We start from the raw sequence: 16,377 nt of genomic DNA on the forward strand, positions 1-16,377 counted from the left end.
CAACCAGCAGCGCCGCCCTGATAGCCACGGCTACAGGCAACTTTTAAGAAATCATTCATGCCGACCATCCAGAACAATCTCGCCCACCTGCCCGCCGACTGGTGGCGCAGCGCCGTCATCTACCAGGTTTATCCACGCAGCTTCCTCGACAGCAATGGCGACGGCATCGGCGACTTGCCTGGCATCACCTCCAAGCTCGATTACATCGCCGCCCTGGGCGCCGACATCGTGTGGATCTCGCCCTTCTTCACGTCGCCGATGAAGGATTTCGGCTACGACGTAGCCGACTTCTGCGACGTCGATCCCATGTTTGGCACTCTGGCCGATTTCGACCGCCTGGTGGCGCGCGCCCATGAGCTGGGCTTGAAAGTGATGATCGACCAGGTGTTGTCGCATTCGTCCGACAACCACCCGTGGTTCGTGGAAAGCCGCTCCAGCCGCGACAATGCCAAGGCCGACTGGTATGTGTGGGCCGACCAGAAGCCGGACGGCACGGCGCCGAACAACTGGCTGTCCGTGTTCGGCGGTTCCGCCTGGCAATGGGAGCCGCGCCGCGGCCAGTACTACCTGCACGATTTCCTCGCCAGCCAGCCCGACCTGAATTTCCACAATCCGGCCGTGCAGCAGGCCCAGCTGGACAATCTGCGTTTCTGGCTGGAACGGGGCGTCGATGGCTTCCGCTTCGATTCCTGCAACTTCCCGTATCACGACCAGCTGCTGCGCGACAATCCACCAGCCGTGCAGCGCGACGCGAGCAGCGTGTCGGCCATCAACCCGTACGGCATGCAGGCGCACGTGTACGACAAGACGCAGCCGGAAAACATCGCTTATTTGCAGCGCGTGCGCGCCATACTTGACGAATATCAAGCCATTTCCATCGGCGAAGTGGGCGACGACAATGCGCTGGCCACCATGGCTGCCTACACGGGCGCCGACAAGCTGCACATGGCCTACAGTTTCAACTTGCTGACGGCGGAATTTTCGGCCGCGCACATCCGCACCCAGGTGGAAGAATTCGAGGCGCAAGTGGCCGACGGCTGGGCTTCCTGGTCCGTGGGCAACCACGACAGCGTGCGCGTCATGACGCGCTGGGGTGGCGAAAACCCGTCGCCATCGCTGGCCAAGGTGGTGCTGGCCGTGCAGGCCGCGCTGAAAGGCACGCCTTGCCTGTACCAGGGCGACGAGCTGGCCCTGACGGAAGCGGACATTCCTTTCGAGGCGCTGCAAGACCCGTACGGCATCCCGTTCTGGCCCCAGTTCAAGGGCCGCGATGGCTGCCGCACGCCGATGCCGTGGGTGGCCGAGGCGCCGCATGGCGGCTTCAGCAATGCCAAACCTTGGCTGCCCGTGCCGCCCGAGCATCTGGCCCGCGCCGTTGATGTCGAAGAAAACGATGCCGCTTCACCATTGCAGTTTGCGCAGAAGATCCTCGCCTGGCGCCGCACCCTGCCGCAATTGCTGCGCGGCGATATCGTCTTCTTCGATGCACCGGAACCCGTGCTGGCCCTGCGCCGCGACTTGCCTGGTCAACCGTCCGTCCTGGCCGCCTTCAACCTGGGCACGCAAGCGGTCACCTTCGCCTGGCCGGACGCGGCGCCAGCGGCCGACCTGGCCGGTCACGGCTTGCCAGGTAGCAAAGATGGCCAACAGCTCAGCCTGCCCCCACATGGCGGCTGGTTCGGCACCCTGGCGTAAATCGCAGGCTTTGGCGGCCATGCCGCCAATTACAATAACGAGCCCCGCGCATCAGCGGGGCCAAATAACAGCGTATCAGTGCCTGGCAAAATCGTAGCGAGCGGATGAGAGTTGTGGCAGAGAAGCGCAGCTGTGCGAAGGCACAGTGAGCATCGCCAGCCGCAAATCTCGACGCGCAGTAGATTTGGCCAGGCACATTCAGTGAGATTGAGGACGACAGACATGGCTGGACTGAAGTTAACAGGCCTGAAGAAGGCATATGGCGACGTGCAAACCCTGCACGGCATCGACCTGGAGATCGCCGATGGCGAATTCATGGTGTTCGTGGGCCCGTCGGGTTGTGGCAAATCCACCTTGCTGCGCAGTATCTGCGGCCTGGAAGAAATCAGCGGCGGCGATTTATTCATCGGCAAGACCCGCATGAACGACGTGCCGCCCGCCAAGCGCGGCATCGCCATGGTGTTCCAGAGCTACGCCTTGTACCCGCACATGAGCGTGGCGCAGAACATGGCGTTTGGCTTGAAACTGGCCGGCATGAGCAAGGTGCAGATCGCCGACGCCGTGCAACGCGCCGCGCAGATCCTGCGCATCGAACCTTTGCTGGAACGCAAACCGAAGGACTTGTCGGGCGGCCAGCGCCAGCGCGTGGCCATCGGCCGCGCCATCGTGCGCAAGCCCGACGTCTTCCTGTTCGACGAGCCGCTGTCCAACCTCGACGCTTCGCTGCGCGTGCAGATGCGCATCGAACTGGCGAACTTGCACCGCGAATTGCGCTCAACCATGATTTACGTCACGCATGACCAGGTCGAAGCGATGACCCTGGCCGACCGCATCGTCGTGCTCAACGCGGGCCGCATCGAACAGGTGGGCGCGCCGCTGGAGCTGTACCACCATCCCGCCAACCTGTTCGTGGCCGGCTTCCTCGGTTCGCCCCGCATGAACTTCCTCAAAGGCAAGATCCACAGCTATGCCGATGGCGTGGCCACCATCGCCACCAACGCGGGCGGCATGCTGCAGGCCGTCCTGACGCAGCCGCTGGCCAGCGGCACCCCCGTCACCGTCGGCGCGCGTCCCGAACACGTGCAAGCGTGCTCGCCCGGCGCCACTGCCGCCATCACGGCCACCGTGCAGGCGGTGGAAAAACTGGGCGACATCAGCTATCTGTATGTGCAAGTACCGGGCGGCGACGAGCCGCTGGTGGTGCGCGCCGATGCGGAAACGGACTGGGCCATTGGCCAATCCGTGGCGCTGCAAGTGGCGCCCGCCCGCGTCCACGTGTTCGACGAGCATGGACAGACCCGTACCTGATTCCGAATTTAAAGGGCCAGGCGCTACAGGCGCCGCCTGGCCTGGTTGTATCGTCTCAGCCTTGATACTTAACATAAAAAAAGACACTGGAGATTGACATGTCCTTCACACACGCGAAACGCAGCTTCATCAAAACCACCCTGATCGCCGCCGCCCTGGCCGGCATCGGCAACCTGGCCGCCGTCAGCATGGCGAACGCGGCCGAAGCAGGCACCCTCTTGATCTGGATCAATGGCGACAAGGGCTACAAGGGCCTGGCAAAGGTCGGCGAGGAATTCACCAAGAAGACAGGCGTCAAGGTCGTCGTCGAGCATCCGGAAGATGCACCGAACAAATTCCAGCAAGCGGCGGCCGCCGGCAAGGGTCCGGACATCTGGATCTGGCCGCATGACCGCATCGGCACCTGGATCGACGCCGGCTTGCTGCAGCCATTGACGCCAAGCAAGGAAGCGCGCGCCGCCATCCTGCCGCTGGCCTGGAACGCCTTCACGGTGGGCGGCAAGACCTGGGGCTACCCGATCTCCATCGAAGCCGTCGCCCTCGTCTACAACAAGGACCTGGTGCCGACGCCACCAAAAACCTTCGAAGAAATCGCCGCGCTGGACAAGAAATTGTCCGCTCAGGGCAAGAAAGCCATCCTGTGGGATTACACGAACACCTATTTCACGTGGCCTTTGCTGGGCGCGGGCGGCGGCTTCCCGTTTGAAGTCAAGGCCGACGGCCGCTACGATGCGGCAAAAACGGGCGTGAACAATGCCGGTTCGCAGGCTGGCGTGAATGCGCTGATGACCCTGATCAACAGCGGCGCCATGCCGAAGGGCGCGGGCTACGCGGAAATGGAAGCCGGTTTCAACCAGGGCAAGATCGCCATGATGATCAACGGCCCATGGTCGTGGGACAATGCGCGCAAGTCGAAGATCAACTTTGGCGTGGCAACGATCCCTACCGTGGCAGGCAAGACGGCCACCCCGTTCGTGGGCGTGCTGGGCGCGATGATTTCCAAGGCTAGCCCGAACAAGGACCTGGCCACGGAATTCCTGGAAAACCAGATGCTGCAGATCAATGGCCTGAAAACCATCAACGCCGACGTCCCGCTGGGCACGCCAGCGAACAAGGTGCTGTTCGCGGAATTGAAAGCCAACCCGAACATCCAGGCGACGATGGAAAGCGCGCAAGCGGGCCGTCCGATGCCGAACAACCCGGAAATGGGCCGCTTCTGGTCGTCGATGCAATCGGCGCTGGAAAACATCACGCAAGGCCGCCAGACGACCAAGGATGGCCTGGATGCGGCGGCAAAGCGGATTACGACCGCCAATTAAGCAGGTCAAGGCGTAGGTCGGATTAGGCCCGAAGGGCCGTAATCCGACACCAGCAGCCAACAATGTTGTCGGATTACGCTGCATAGCCGCTAATCCGACCTACGCCATCTCGTATCACTCCATCTTCACAGGTATCCATCGTGCGCAAGTTTATCGGCCCTACGGTATTGACCATCAGCATGGCGCTGGGTCTGTATCTGCTCTTCATGTTGTACATTTCCGGCCAGACCATGCTGGCCGCCGTTTTCCTCGGCTTGCTGACCCTGACGACGTTTGTCTTCACGTCACCGCGCGCCTATGCCTACCGCTATCTGTTTCCCGGCATTACGGCGGTCATCGTCTTCGTGCTGCTGCCGATGGTGTACACGGTGTCGATCGGCTTTACCAATTTCAGTTCGCGCAACCTGCTCACGTATGAGCGGGCCACGCAATACCTGCTCGACGAGACGCAGCGCGTGGAAAGCGCCGGCTATGCCATGACCGTGCATGCCGACAACAAGGAATACCGCCTGCGCCTGGAAAGCCCGGACACGGGCGAAGTGCTCTTGACGCAGCCGCTGGCCCTCAAGCGCGCCGTCCCCCTGAACGTGGAAGTGGCGCCGCTGGATCCCGTGCAGGCGCCCGTGCTGGCCGCGCCGCTGCCCATCAAGGACATCATCGCCCTGCAAAAGGACTTGAAGCTGCTCACCCTGGTCATGCCGAACAAGATCGAGCTGCGCATGGTGGGCTTGCGCGAATTCGGCCCCGTCGCGCATGTCTACAAACAACTGCCCGACAAGACCCTGAAGAAAATCGCCACGGGCGAGCTCGTGACACCGAACTTCAAGACGGGCTTTTATGAAATGCCGGACGGTACCAAGCTGGAACCGGGCTTCAAGGTCAATGTCGGCTTCGCCAACTTCGTGAAGATTTTCTCCGATGAAGCGTTCCGCGGCCCCTTCCTGCGCATTTTCGTGTGGACCATCGTTTTCGCCCTGATCAGCGTGGCCACGACGACGGGCCTGGGCATGGTGCTGGCCGTACTGCTGAACTGGGATGCGCTGCGCTTCCGCGGCCTGTACCGCACCCTGCTGTTCCTGCCGTACGCCGTGCCGGGTTTTATCTCCATCCTGGTCTTCAAAGGCTTGTTCAACAATAACTTCGGCGAAATCAACCTCGTGCTCGACGCCCTGTTCGGCATCAAGCCCGCCTGGTTCTCGGACACCACGCTGGCCAAGGCCATGATTTTGATCGTCAACACCTGGCTCGGCTACCCCTACATGATGGTGGTGTGCATGGGCTTGATCAAGGCGATCCCGTCGGACCTGTACGAAGCGTCGGCCCTGGCCGGCGCGGGACCGCTGACGAATTTCTTCAAGATCACGTTGCCGTTGATCATCAAGCCACTGACGCCGCTGATGGTGGCCAGCCTGGGTTTTAACTTCAATAACTTTGTACTGATCAGCTTGCTGACGGGCGGACGTCCCGATTTCCTCGACACCACCTTGCCGGCCGGCACGACGGACTTGCTCGTGTCCTACACCTACCGCATCGCGTTCGAGGATTCCGGCCAGAACTTTGGCCTGGCCGCCGCCATCTCGACCCTGATCTTCTTCCTCGTGGCCGCGATTTCGCTGGTCAACATGCGCCTGACGCGCATGAACAAAGCATAAAGGACAGCATATGGCTATCGTTGTCGACCGTTCCAACCGCTGGCGCATCCTGGCGGCCCACGTCGCCGTGATCGCGCTGATCGCGCTGGTGATGTTCCCCTTCCTGATGATCTTGTCGATCTCTTTGCGCCCTGGCAACTTCGCCTCGGGCAGCCTGATACCGCCCGAGATCAGCTTCGAGCACTGGCGCCTGGCGCTGGGCATGTCTTACCAGGCGCCCAACGGCACCCTGGTCGAGCCGGACTTCCCCGTGCTGCTGTGGCTGTGGAATTCCATCAAGGTGGCAAGCATGAGCGCCACCGTCACCGTGCTGCTGTCGACCACCTGCGCGTATGCGTTCGCGCGCATGCAGTTCCGCTTCAAGTCGCAAACCCTTTCCGCGCTAATGCTGCTGCAGATGTTCCCCGCCGTGCTGGCCCTGGTGGCCATCTACGCCATCTTCGATGTGCTGGGCAGCTACGTGCCGTGGCTGGGCATCGACCACCACGGCAGCCTGGTGCTGGCCTACACGGGCGGCATCGCCCTGCATATCTGGACCATCAAGGGCTACTATCAAACCATCCCCATCGAGATCGAGGAAGCGGCCAAGGTCGACGGCGCCACGCAATGGCAGGCATTCATCTACGTGCTGCTGCCGATGACGGTGCCGATCCTGATGGTGGTATTCCTGCTGTCGTTCATCGGCGCCATCATCGAATACCCGATCGCCTCCGTGTTGCTGCATGAACAGAACAACCTGACCCTGGCCGTCGGCTCGAAACTGTTCCTGTACGAGCAAAAATACCTGTGGGGCGACTTCGCCGCGGCAGCCATTTTGTCCGGCCTGCCCATCACGGCCGTATTCCTGCTGGCGCAAAAATGGATGATCTCCGGCCTGACGGCTGGCGGCGTGAAGGGCTGACCATGCGCCGCGCCCTGACTACGCTGGCCGCCCTGTTACTCAGCGCTTCGGCGCAGGCAGGGAGCTTTGCGGACAACCCCATCGTCTACTTCGCCGTGACGGACCGCTTCGCCAACGGCAATCCTGGAAACGACCATAGTTATGGCCGCGCCGCCGACCCGCAAGGCGGCGATGTGGGCAGCTTTCACGGCGGCGACATCGCCGGCATTACGCAGCAGCTCAAAGCCGGCTACTTCCGCGACCTGGGCGTCAACGCCCTGTGGATCACGGCGCCGTACGAACAGATCCACGGCTGGGTGGTGGGCGGCAAGCAGCAGTTCCAGCACTACGCCTACCACGGCTACTGGGCGCTCGACTTCACGACCATGGATGCCAACATGGGCACGCGCGAGGAACTGCGCGAGATGATAGACACGGCCCATGCGCAAGGCATCCGCGTGCTGTTCGACGTGGTGCTGAACCATCCCGGCTACGCGGACTTGCGCACCCTGTCCGAATACAAGGTGCCGGTCCTGTGGCCCGGCCATGAGCAGGCCGTGCTGCGCGACTATCACAGCTTCATCGACTACAACAACTTCGAATTCAAGCAGTGGTGGGGCCCGGACTGGGTGCGCGCCGGCTTGCCCGGCTACCCCGACGGCGGCAAGGATGATTTCACCATGCAGCTGGCCTACCTGCCCGACTTCCGCACGGAGAGCGGCAAGGCCGTGGGCTTGCCGCCGATTTTGCAGCGCAAGGCCGACACGCGCGCCGTGGCCCTGCCCGATGCGACTGTCCGCACTTACCTTGTCCACTGGCTGGCCGACTGGGTGCGCGAATTCGGCGTCGACGGCTTCAGGGCCGACACCGTCAAGCACGTGGAGCCGGCAAGCTGGCTGGCCCTGCGCGCGGCAGCCACCGATGCCCTCAAGGATTGGAAAACCCGCCATCCGCAGCAAAAGATCGATGACGCGCCGTTCTGGATGACGGGCGAAGCGTGGGGCCACGGCCCCGAGCGCAGCAGCTGGCATGACGCCGGTTTCGATTCGATGATCAATTTCGACTTTCAAAGCCGCGCTGGCGGCGACTGGAAAAGCATCGATGGCGTCTACCGCCAGTACGCGGGCTTGCTGGGCAAGGGCCCGGGCCCCCGCTACGACATCCTGTCGTATATCTCGTCGCACGACACCAGCCTGTTCCCGCGCGACCGGCTGAAACATGGCTTGTCCGCCCTGCTGCTGGCGCCGGGCGGCGTGCAGCTGTTCTATGGTGATGAAAGCGCGCGCCAGCCTGGCGCGGCGCCCGTCGGCGACGAACAGCAGGCCACCCGCTCCGACATGAACTGGAGCTCGATGGATGGGGCCACCCTCGCGCATGCGCGCAAACTGGGCCAGTTCCGCCTGCGCCACCCTGCCCTGGCGCGCGGAGAACACCGCTTCATCAACGACAAACCGTACGCATTCGCCCGCGTGACACAGGGCGACGCCGTCATCGCCGTACCCGAGGCGCAAGGCCCGCTCGAACTGAAAGTGCACGGCGTGTTCGCCGACGGCACCAGTCTGCGCGACGCTTACACGAATCAAACCTATATCGTAAAAAACGGCACCGTCGCGGTGAACGCGGGCGGCACCGTCCTGCTGGAGAAAGCTGCACCATGAGTACCTATGACATTTTAGTGGTCGGCGGCGCCGGCATCGACACGATCGTGCGCGTCCCCGACCTGCAATTGCCCGTCGCCGATTCGCTGCACGTGCCGCCCATCCGCGACTACGTGGCGCACACGGGCAACGGCGTGGCGCTGGGCTGCCATGCGCTGGGATTGCGCTGCAAGTTCATCGACTTCATCGGCGACGATGCGCAGGGCGCGGCCATCCTGCAGCGCTACAAGGAAGCCCGGCTCGATTTTTCACACCTTGTCGAACCCTCGGGCACGCGGCGCAGCGTCAACCTGGTCGACCCGCAAGGGCGCCGGCTGTCGCTGTACGACGGACGCCATCCGGAAGACGTGCGCATGCCGGCCGCTTTTTATCTTCCCTACCTGGGCCCGGCGCGCCATGCGCACTTTTCCATCATGGGCTGGGTGGCCGAGCTGTTTGACGATGCGCAAGTGTGCGGCACCACGGTGTCGACGGATTTGCACGACTGGGATGGCGTCAACCCGCACCACAAGGTCTTTGCGCTGCGCGCCGACCTGGTCTTCCTCAGCACGGCCGCGCTGGGCAAGCGTACGGAGTCCGTCATGCGCGCCATTATCTCGGAAGGCCGCGCACAGGCCGTCATCGCCATGGCCGGAGCGGACGGCGCCTACCTGCTGGAACGGGGCGGCGAGACCGTGCGTCACACGCCGACGGCAGGCTTGAAGCTGCCCGTGGTAGACACGAACGGCGCCGGCGACTCGTTCGTGGCGGCCTTCCTGCATGCCTGGCTGGGCGGCGCGGGCCTGGACGATGCCATGCGCCGCGGCGCCATCGGCGGCGCATTTGCCTGCGCGCAGAACGGCACGCATGAACGGTTCATCGGGCTGGCAGAGCTGCATGACTTATATCAAGATAGCACTAGCTTATGAATTAATATTCTATCAAGCGTAGCAACCAGTTAACGGACGCATGGCACAATGGCTGCGGATTTCACCACCGCATACCATAGCAACCGGAGACCACATGAGAATCGAAACCCTGGCCGTGCACGCCGGCTACACCCCCGACCCGACCACCAAGGCCGCCGCCGTCCCCATTTACCAGACGGTGGCCTACGCCTTCGACAATGCCCAGCATGGCGCCGACCTGTTCGACCTCAAGGTCGCCGGCAATATCTACACGCGCATCATGAACCCCACGCAGGACGTGCTGGAAAAACGGGTCGCGGCGCTGGAAGGCGGCGTGGCCGCGCTGGCCGTGGCGTCGGGCATGGCGGCGATCACCTATGCGATCCAGACCATCGCCGAAGCGGGCGACAATTTCATCTCCGCCAGCCAGCTGTATGGCGGCACCTACAACCTGTTTGCCCACACCCTGCCGCAGATCGGCATCGAAGTGCGCTTCGCCGACGCGCGCCAGCCCGAGACGTTTGCCGCTCTGATCGACGCGCGCACCAAGGCCATCTTCTGCGAATCGATCGGCAACCCGCTGGGCAATGTCACCGATGTAGCGAAACTGGCCGAGATCGCGCATGCGCACGGCATCCCGCTGATCGTCGATAACACGGTGCCGAGTCCCTATCTGTTCCGTCCCATCGAGCATGGCGCCGATATCGTCGTGCACTCGCTGACCAAATACCTGGGCGGCCACGGCACCACCGTGGGCGGCGCCATCGTCGACAGCGGCAAGTTCCCGTGGGCCGAGCACAAAGAACGCTTCAAGCGCCTGAACGAACCGGACGTGTCGTATCACGGCGTCGTCTACACGGAAGCCTTCGGCCCGGCCGCCTTCATCGGCCGCGCCAGGGTCGTCCCTCTGCGCAATATGGGCGCGGCCATCTCGCCACTCTCCGCCTTCCAGCTGATCCAGGGCATCGAGACGCTGGCCCTGCGCATGGACCGCATCTGCGACAACACGCTGGCTCTGGCCAGGCACCTGAAACAGCATCCGAAAGTCGCATGGGTCAATTACGCGGGCCTGGAAGACCACCCGGACCACGCGCTGGTGAAGAAATACATGAATGGCCGCGCCTCGGGCATTTTATCGTTCGGCCTGAAACTGGCGGCTGGTGAAGATCCACGCGCGGCCGGCGCCCGCGTGCTCGACGCCCTGCAACTGTTCACGCGCCTGGTCAACATCGGCGACGCCAAGTCGCTGGCCACGCACCCTGCCTCCACCACGCACCGCCAGCTCAATCCCGAAGAACTGGCGAAGGCAGGCGTGTCGGAAGACATGCTGCGCCTGTCCGTCGGCATCGAGCATATCGACGACTTGCGCGAAGACCTGGAGCAAGCCTTGAACGCGGCGTAAGCCTCTTTTCCACGCCGCCCGGAGGGGACTTCATGCCATAATCGGCGGCATGTCTTCCCCTCCTACTCCCCCTGAACAGCCGGCATCCGGCCATTTCCGCGCCGAATACGCGCGGCGCATGAATGCCGTGCTTGACCATATCGACCGCCACCTCGACACGCCGCTGGACCTGGCCCAGCTGGCCGACGTCGCGCATTTTTCACGTTTCCACTTTCACCGCGTATTCGCTGCCTGGATGGGCGAGACGCTGGGCGACTATGCGCGCCGCCGGCGCCTGGAAACGGCAGCCCTGCGGCTGGCCTGCCGTCCCGACGAAACGATACTGGACATCGCGCTGGCGACGGGCTTCGGTTCCGGCGAAGCGTTTGCGCGCGCCTTCAAGCTGAAATTCGGCTGCACGCCAACGGCCTGGCGCGCCGGCATCGCCGCAAAAAACGCTGCCATGCTCGCAGCCATGCGCCTGCGCCGGCAAGATAGCAATCCGGATCAGGCCATGCGCAATCCTGGTCAGGAAAACGGGCCGGACTTCCAGCACCATGGGCACTCCAATCCACTTCATAGAGAGAGTCCCATGCAAGTCACCATCCTCGACCTGCCGCCCGCCACCGTGGCGTGCCAGCGCCATATCGGCCCCTACGGTCCCGCCATCGGCGCCTTCTGGCGCGACACCATCGCGCCATGGATGCAGTCGCACGGCCTGGGCGACGCGACGTGCTACGGCATCGGCCATGACGATCCCAGCATCACGCCGCCAGACAAATGCCGCTACGACGCCTGCGTCACCGTGCCCGATGCGTTCCAGTCGGGCGGCCGGGCCAGCAGCACCACCCTGCCGGGCGGGCGCTATGCGGTGGCGCAATTCAAGGGACCATCCAGCGCCATTGCCGAAACATGGACGCGCATGACGCGCGAATGGCTGCCGGCCAGCGGCCTGCAGTGGGATGAGCGCCCGTGCTTCGAGCGCTTTTCCGCGGCCACGGCGCTGGACCCGGCCACCGGCGAATTCTCCTGCGACATCTGCATCCCCGTGCGGCCCCTGTAGCTTCCTCTTTCGCGTGTATCAGCCCGCGATACCATAACGCGATGCCGGCTTGCCGCGCATCGCGCCTGCGAACAGGGCCAGACGGGCAGAGTCAAACTGCTCCCACAAGGCCTGGTCTTCGACGGAAGGCAAGGTCACCAGTTCGCCCTGATCCAGGCCCGCCAGCGCCGCATCGACACAGTCTTCCGCGCGCATGATGGTGGCCTGGTCCAGCTGCGCCAACGGCACGCCGCTCAATTCCCAGATTTCCGTCGCCGTCGATGCGGGCAGCACCAGCTGCACCGTAATGCCCGTGCCGGCCAGCTCCTGCTGCAAGCCGCGCGTGAAATTCATCACATAGCCCTTGGTGGCGCTGTAGATCGTGCTGACGGGCAAGATGTGGAAGGACAGCACGGAGCCGATATTGATGATGGTGCCGCTGTTGCGCAGCTTGAACTGCGGCAGCACGGCGTAGCTCAACTCCGCCACGGCCGTCACGTTGACCTTGTCCATGGTGGCGATGCCCGCTTTCGGCGTATCGACGACGGGCGCCAGGGTCGAGGCGCCCGCATTATTGACCAGCATGGTGATGGCCGGATTGCTGGCCAGTTCATCGGCCACGCGCTGCAGGTCGGCCGGTGCGGACAGGTCCGCCGCCATGGCGCGCACGGACACGCCATACTTTTCCGCCAGCGACTTGGCCAGCACGCCCAGGCGTTCGACCCGGCGCGCCACCAGGATCAAATCGAAGCCACGGCTGGCCAGGCGGTCCGCATACACGGCGCCCAGGCCCGACGATGCGCCGGTGACGAGGGCCGTGCCTTGGGTAGTAACTGCATTCATGATCATTCCTTCTTCAATATAGGGGGTGGACTGGCGTCACCAAACATGACAGCCATCATGCTTCAACACATTAAATATGACGGTCATCATGTTTAATGTGTTGAAGCATGACGAACATCATGTATGATGTCAACCATTATTTTTGAACCGCGATCAGGAACCTGCCATGCGTTATCCCGCCGAAGAAACCGCTGAAAAGCACCAGCGCATCCTGACGCAAGCGGCGCGACTGTTCCGTGAAAAGGGCTACGATGGCGTCAGCGTGGGACAGATCATGCAGGCGACGGGGCTCACGCATGGCCCCTTCTACAACCACTTCGCTTCGAAGGAAGCGCTGATGGCGGAAAGCACCCTGCATGGCTCGGAACACTCGCGCGTGGCGCTCGATGCGGCAACGGCAAGCCCGGAAGCCATGCGCCAGTATGTGCGCGACTACGTGAGCGCTGCCCACCGAGACGCGCCGGGCGATGGCTGTTTGCTGGCCGCCCTGGCAAGCGACGCGCGCAAGCAGCCGGCCGTGCGCCCCGCCTTCACCGTCCACCTGAAAACCATCATCGGCAAGCTGGTCACGCATTTTCCGTGGCAGAAAAAGCGCAACCGACAACAGGAAGCCATCGTCATGCTGTCAGCCATGGTGGGCGCCGTGGCGCTGGCGCGCGCCGTCGACGATGCCGCGTTTTCCGATGAGATCCTGGCGGCAGTCAGCGCCACGTTTGCACCTCCAACATCTGCGCCACCTGCCTGACCCTGTCGGCCACCGTGCCGGACACATCGATAAAAGCGATCCCCCGCCGCGCCAGCTCGTCCTGGTACCACGCATGCTGGCGCGCGCGAAAATCCTCGTCGCGGCGCGTGCCATCCTGGATGAAGGGGAAGTCTGGGGCGCACAGCAGCACCAGGTCGTAACGGTGTTCTGCCAGCTGCGCCAATTCCTGTTCGGCCCTGCCAAACATCTCGACACAGTAAAAATACGTCGTCATGGGCGAGGTATCGCAAAACAGCCAGCGCCGCGCAGCCAATAGCGCCTGCGCTTCGCGGCGCAGCTGTTCCCGGCCGATCTTCAGCAGATCGTCATAGTTCAATATGCCATCCTGGCTTTCCCACAACTCGCGGCCATATTCGGCTACCCAGGCCGTCTCGAAATGCGCCGCCAGTGCTTGCGCCAAGGTCGTCTTGCCGCTCGATTCGCCACCGAGCACGCACACGCGCGTGACAAAATCGGCGCGCACAATCGGCGACAGGAAGGCGCTGTGCGCATGCGGGTCTTGCCTGGCCCGCGTGCCGGACACGGGCACCGCAGTTCTCGCCTGGTCCACGCTCACGTGCGCCACCGGCCCGCCGGCATAATGCAGTTCCAGCACCCGCGCAAAGCCTGGGCCATAGTCCTCGCTGGTGAAGACGGCATCGACGGGCAGCGCCAGCACCGTCCAGCACAACCAGCCCATGAAATGGCGGTGCGCGTCGCCATCGTCGTCGTTGTGCGGCAGCGTACGCGCCGGCATGCCGCGCGCGGCGCACAGAGCGGCCAGGCGCGCATCGTCCAGCACGACGATGTGCGCCTGCGGGAATTGCGCGCGCAGCCACCGTTCCCGGCGCGCCGGCTCGTAACCGGGAAATTCGGGCCTGGTGTAGCTGACCACCAGCAGTTCTTCGCTGGCCTCTTGCGCACGATGGATCAACAGTTCGTGGCCCTGGTGCAGCGGGCAGAATTTACCGACCACGAGGCCGCGTTTATAAAGGTTCATGCCACGGCTTCCTGCAAATCCGAAGTGTATTGAATGATCTTGTCTTCCGCCAGCAAGGTCTCGACCGCGATGGCGCCGAAAAAAGGCGCGAGCAAGGAGCGCGCCCGGTCAGCCTGCGGCATGGCGTTCGGCGCCAGGCGCAGCGCGATGGCGCCGTCGCCATGCTGGTGCACGCCGAACAGGGCGATGGCCAGCGGTTTCAGGGCATGCGTAATGTCGATATTGTTGATCCATTCGCCATTGATCGTCCTGTAGCGCAGGGGACTGCGGCCGGCCAGGCCCACCAGCACGGGACCATGCGGGCCATGCGCCAGCGAAGCGTAATCACCCGTGCGGTAGCGAACCAGCGGCAGGCAAAAATTGAAGCCGCCCGTCACGGTGATTTCGCCGCGTGCGCCATCCGGCACGGGCTGGCCCGCGCCATCGAGGATTTCCACGTACAGCCGGTGCTGCAGCAGCACGTGGCCACCCGCCTGTTCATCGTAGACGGCCACGGGCCCCACTTCATTGAGCGAATAGATATCGAGCACGGGGCAGCCGAACGCCGCTTCGAGGCGCGCGCGCATGCCGGGCAACAGCATCATCGACACGGACAGCAGCGCGGCCGGCTTGTGCGCCATGGGCAAGGTCAGGAGCTCGGCAAACGAGATGGGGTCGCCCGCAATCAGCTCGGGCGCCATGGCGTCCAGGTAGCGCGCGCGGTCGCCCGGGTCGCGCCAGTCGTCCTCGTGCAGGTTGATCTTCGCCAGGCCCGATTCGTTCATCGTCGGCGTGACGGAGACATAGGTGAAGCAGCGGCGCTGATGCCCCAGCAGCATCACGCCCACCTGGCCCGCGCCATGGCGCAGGGTGACGCCGAAGCGGTACAGCGCACGCTTGTGGAAGGCCAGGTAGCGCCCCGCCACCAGCGGGTGCGAGGCGATCAGCAGCGGGTGGCCAGTCGTGCCTGTCGTCTGGAAGTTGATCATGCGCGCCAGATCCGCCTCGTCGGGCACGAAGGCGGCGATATCGTGGGCCAGTTCGGCGCGGCTGATGGGCGCCACGTCCGCCAGGCGAGAAGGAGGCGAACCGCAGGCGCGGTAGTACGGCACGGTGGCGTAGGTCGCCTTGAGAAAATCGGGCAGCCAGGATGGCGGCGCAGCCGCGCTCCAAGCGACTACCGCCTGCATGACTTCCTGCTCATAGGCGCGCAGCGCTTCAACCTCCCCGGCCAGCAGCTTGTTGCCGCTGCGGTTGCGGTACCGGGGTGCTGCGGGATGGCTGCGCAGTTTTTCCAGCATGCGCGCCCCCGCCTGCGTCAAGGTGGGACAGTAGTCGCGGTCCGATTCCCAGGCGCCGCCCGGCAGGTTGACGTCAGGTTTGCCAGCGAGCGTCATTCGCGCGACCACTTGTCGGCCGATTCCTCGGCCGCCTTTTTCGCCAGCGCCTCGCGGATCTCCCGCGCGCGCTGCTCGGCCAGCCGACTCGCTTCGAGCAGGCGGCGGCGCTCCGTGCCGCTGATGGCGGACAATCTGTCCGTGGCCTGCGCCACGCTTTCGTCGCGGGGCCGAAAGCCCAGGCGCGCCAGCACGATGCGCGCCAGTTCCTCGCGCCGCTCGGGGTCTTGCGTGAACTGGTGGGCCGGCGTGGCAGCCGCCAGTTCGCGCGCCTCCTCGCCCAGCACCTGCAACAAATCGTGCTGCGGCAACTGCTGGCCGATGAACCAGTCGTCGGCCAACAGCCAGCACAGGACCATGGCCAGCGCCAGCCGGTTGCGGTCCGCCTTCACCTGCGCACCGATAAAACCCTGCAAGGATGCGGCCGGCGCACGCGCGCCATGCAGCAGCAAGATGTCGTTGACCAGCGCGGCAACCGCCACGGCTTGCGCATTGGCGACGCCGGCGATGCGCGGCTCGGCGAGGAATTCGACGGGGGTGTCGGCCAGGCGGTGGGTCAGGGTTTCGAGGTGGGGACCGTGAGTATGCATG

General features: G+C 63.8%; 14 protein-coding genes. 10 read left to right on the plus strand and 4 right to left on the minus strand.

The genetic code is table 11. The features are described 5' to 3' along the window. Positions 1-57 precede the first annotated feature (57 nt). From IGS58_RS17190 to IGS58_RS17230, 9 genes are all read left to right on the plus strand, one after another. Positions 58-1,695, plus strand: a complete 1,638-nt coding sequence (locus IGS58_RS17190; RefSeq protein ID WP_230522132.1) for an alpha-amylase family glycosyl hydrolase — start codon at positions 58-60, stop codon at positions 1,693-1,695. 222 nt (positions 1,696-1,917) lie between these two features. Next, positions 1,918-3,003, plus strand: a complete 1,086-nt coding sequence (locus tag IGS58_RS17195; protein WP_230522133.1) for an ABC transporter ATP-binding protein — start codon at positions 1,918-1,920, stop codon at positions 3,001-3,003. A 98-nt stretch (positions 3,004-3,101) separates the two neighbouring features. Further along, entirely contained in the window at positions 3,102-4,322 is a 1,221-nt protein-coding gene (gene malE, locus IGS58_RS17200) for a maltose/maltodextrin ABC transporter substrate-binding protein MalE (protein WP_070259175.1), read from the plus strand. Positions 4,323-4,462: 140 nt separating this feature from the next. Then, entirely contained in the window at positions 4,463-5,974 is a 1,512-nt protein-coding gene (gene malF, locus IGS58_RS17205) for a maltose ABC transporter permease MalF (RefSeq protein ID WP_071653298.1), read from the plus strand. A gap of 10 nt (positions 5,975-5,984) precedes the next feature. Further along, positions 5,985-6,875 carry a maltose ABC transporter permease MalG gene (gene malG, locus IGS58_RS17210; protein ID WP_070259183.1) on the plus strand — a complete coding sequence of 297 codons (891 nt, stop codon included), beginning with the start codon at positions 5,985-5,987 and terminating at the stop codon, positions 6,873-6,875. Then, positions 6,833-8,512: an alpha-amylase family glycosyl hydrolase gene (locus tag IGS58_RS17215; protein WP_230522134.1), complete on the plus strand. Its 1,680-nt coding sequence runs from the start codon at positions 6,833-6,835 to the stop codon at positions 8,510-8,512. Before malG ends, IGS58_RS17215 begins: the two co-directional genes overlap by 43 nt. Further along, positions 8,509-9,420, plus strand: a complete 912-nt coding sequence (locus tag IGS58_RS17220; RefSeq protein WP_230522135.1) for a carbohydrate kinase family protein — start codon at positions 8,509-8,511, stop codon at positions 9,418-9,420. Before IGS58_RS17215 ends, IGS58_RS17220 begins: the two co-directional genes overlap by 4 nt. A 94-nt stretch (positions 9,421-9,514) precedes the next feature. Further along, positions 9,515-10,801, plus strand: coding sequence for an O-acetylhomoserine aminocarboxypropyltransferase/cysteine synthase family protein (locus IGS58_RS17225; protein ID WP_070259189.1), 1,287 nt, complete (start codon positions 9,515-9,517; stop codon positions 10,799-10,801). Positions 10,802-10,850: 49 nt separating this feature from the next. Then, positions 10,851-11,843, plus strand: a complete 993-nt coding sequence (locus IGS58_RS17230; RefSeq protein WP_230522136.1) for an AraC family transcriptional regulator — start codon at positions 10,851-10,853, stop codon at positions 11,841-11,843. A gap of 18 nt (positions 11,844-11,861) precedes the next feature. Here IGS58_RS17230 and IGS58_RS17235 read toward each other — a convergent pair whose 3' ends face one another. After that, complete coding sequence (locus tag IGS58_RS17235; RefSeq protein ID WP_070259294.1) at positions 11,862-12,665, minus strand: SDR family NAD(P)-dependent oxidoreductase; 804 nt, start codon at positions 12,663-12,665, stop codon at positions 11,862-11,864. A 166-nt stretch (positions 12,666-12,831) separates the two neighbouring features. On the opposite strand from IGS58_RS17235, the gene IGS58_RS17240 reads away from it, so the two are divergent. After that, positions 12,832-13,410 carry a TetR/AcrR family transcriptional regulator gene (locus tag IGS58_RS17240; RefSeq protein ID WP_230522137.1) on the plus strand — a complete coding sequence of 193 codons (579 nt, stop codon included), beginning with the start codon at positions 12,832-12,834 and terminating at the stop codon, positions 13,408-13,410. Here IGS58_RS17240 and IGS58_RS17245 read toward each other — a convergent pair. From IGS58_RS17245 to IGS58_RS17255, 3 genes are read right to left on the minus strand one after another with little or no spacing between them, the layout of a single operon-like run. After that, entirely contained in the window at positions 13,367-14,410 is a 1,044-nt protein-coding gene (locus tag IGS58_RS17245; protein ID WP_230522138.1) for an AAA family ATPase, read from the minus strand. The two genes, IGS58_RS17240 and IGS58_RS17245, sit on opposite strands and share 44 nt — an antisense overlap. Then, complete coding sequence (locus IGS58_RS17250; protein ID WP_230522139.1) at positions 14,407-15,786, minus strand: capsule biosynthesis protein CapK; 1,380 nt, start codon at positions 15,784-15,786, stop codon at positions 14,407-14,409. The genes IGS58_RS17245 and IGS58_RS17250 overlap by 4 nt, the downstream gene beginning before the upstream one ends. Then, complete coding sequence (locus IGS58_RS17255) at positions 15,783-16,376, minus strand: hypothetical protein (protein ID WP_230522140.1); 594 nt, start codon at positions 16,374-16,376, stop codon at positions 15,783-15,785. Before IGS58_RS17255 ends, IGS58_RS17250 begins: the two co-directional genes overlap by 4 nt. Position 16,377: the final 1 nt, after the last annotated feature.

Source organism: Janthinobacterium sp. EB271-G4-7A, from assembly GCF_020858075.1.
Lineage (GTDB): Bacteria > Pseudomonadota > Gammaproteobacteria > Burkholderiales > Burkholderiaceae_D > Janthinobacterium > Janthinobacterium lividum.

What these genes read in the sequence shown, in the direction of transcription:
- IGS58_RS17190 (WP_230522132.1), top strand. Translation starts at nt 58, where the DNA reads ATGCCGACCATCCAGAACAATCTCGCCCACCTGCCCGCCGACTGGTGG.
- IGS58_RS17195 (WP_230522133.1), top strand. Translation starts at nt 1,918, where the DNA reads ATGGCTGGACTGAAGTTAACAGGCCTGAAGAAGGCATATGGCGACGTG.
- malE (WP_070259175.1), top strand. Translation starts at nt 3,102, where the DNA reads ATGTCCTTCACACACGCGAAACGCAGCTTCATCAAAACCACCCTGATC.
- malG (WP_070259183.1), top strand. Translation starts at nt 5,985, where the DNA reads ATGGCTATCGTTGTCGACCGTTCCAACCGCTGGCGCATCCTGGCGGCC.
- IGS58_RS17215 (WP_230522134.1), top strand. Translation starts at nt 6,833, where the DNA reads ATGGATGATCTCCGGCCTGACGGCTGGCGGCGTGAAGGGCTGACCATG.
- IGS58_RS17220 (WP_230522135.1), top strand. Translation starts at nt 8,509, where the DNA reads ATGAGTACCTATGACATTTTAGTGGTCGGCGGCGCCGGCATCGACACG.
- IGS58_RS17225 (WP_070259189.1), top strand. Translation starts at nt 9,515, where the DNA reads ATGAGAATCGAAACCCTGGCCGTGCACGCCGGCTACACCCCCGACCCG.
- IGS58_RS17230 (WP_230522136.1), top strand. Translation starts at nt 10,851, where the DNA reads ATGTCTTCCCCTCCTACTCCCCCTGAACAGCCGGCATCCGGCCATTTC.
- IGS58_RS17235 (WP_070259294.1), bottom strand. Translation starts at nt 12,665, where the DNA reads ATGAATGCAGTTACTACCCAAGGCACGGCCCTCGTCACCGGCGCATCG.
- IGS58_RS17240 (WP_230522137.1), top strand. Translation starts at nt 12,832, where the DNA reads ATGCGTTATCCCGCCGAAGAAACCGCTGAAAAGCACCAGCGCATCCTG.
- IGS58_RS17245 (WP_230522138.1), bottom strand. Translation starts at nt 14,410, where the DNA reads ATGAACCTTTATAAACGCGGCCTCGTGGTCGGTAAATTCTGCCCGCTG.
- IGS58_RS17250 (WP_230522139.1), bottom strand. Translation starts at nt 15,786, where the DNA reads ATGACGCTCGCTGGCAAACCTGACGTCAACCTGCCGGGCGGCGCCTGG.
- IGS58_RS17255 (WP_230522140.1), bottom strand. Translation starts at nt 16,376, where the DNA reads ATGCATACTCACGGTCCCCACCTCGAAACCCTGACCCACCGCCTGGCC.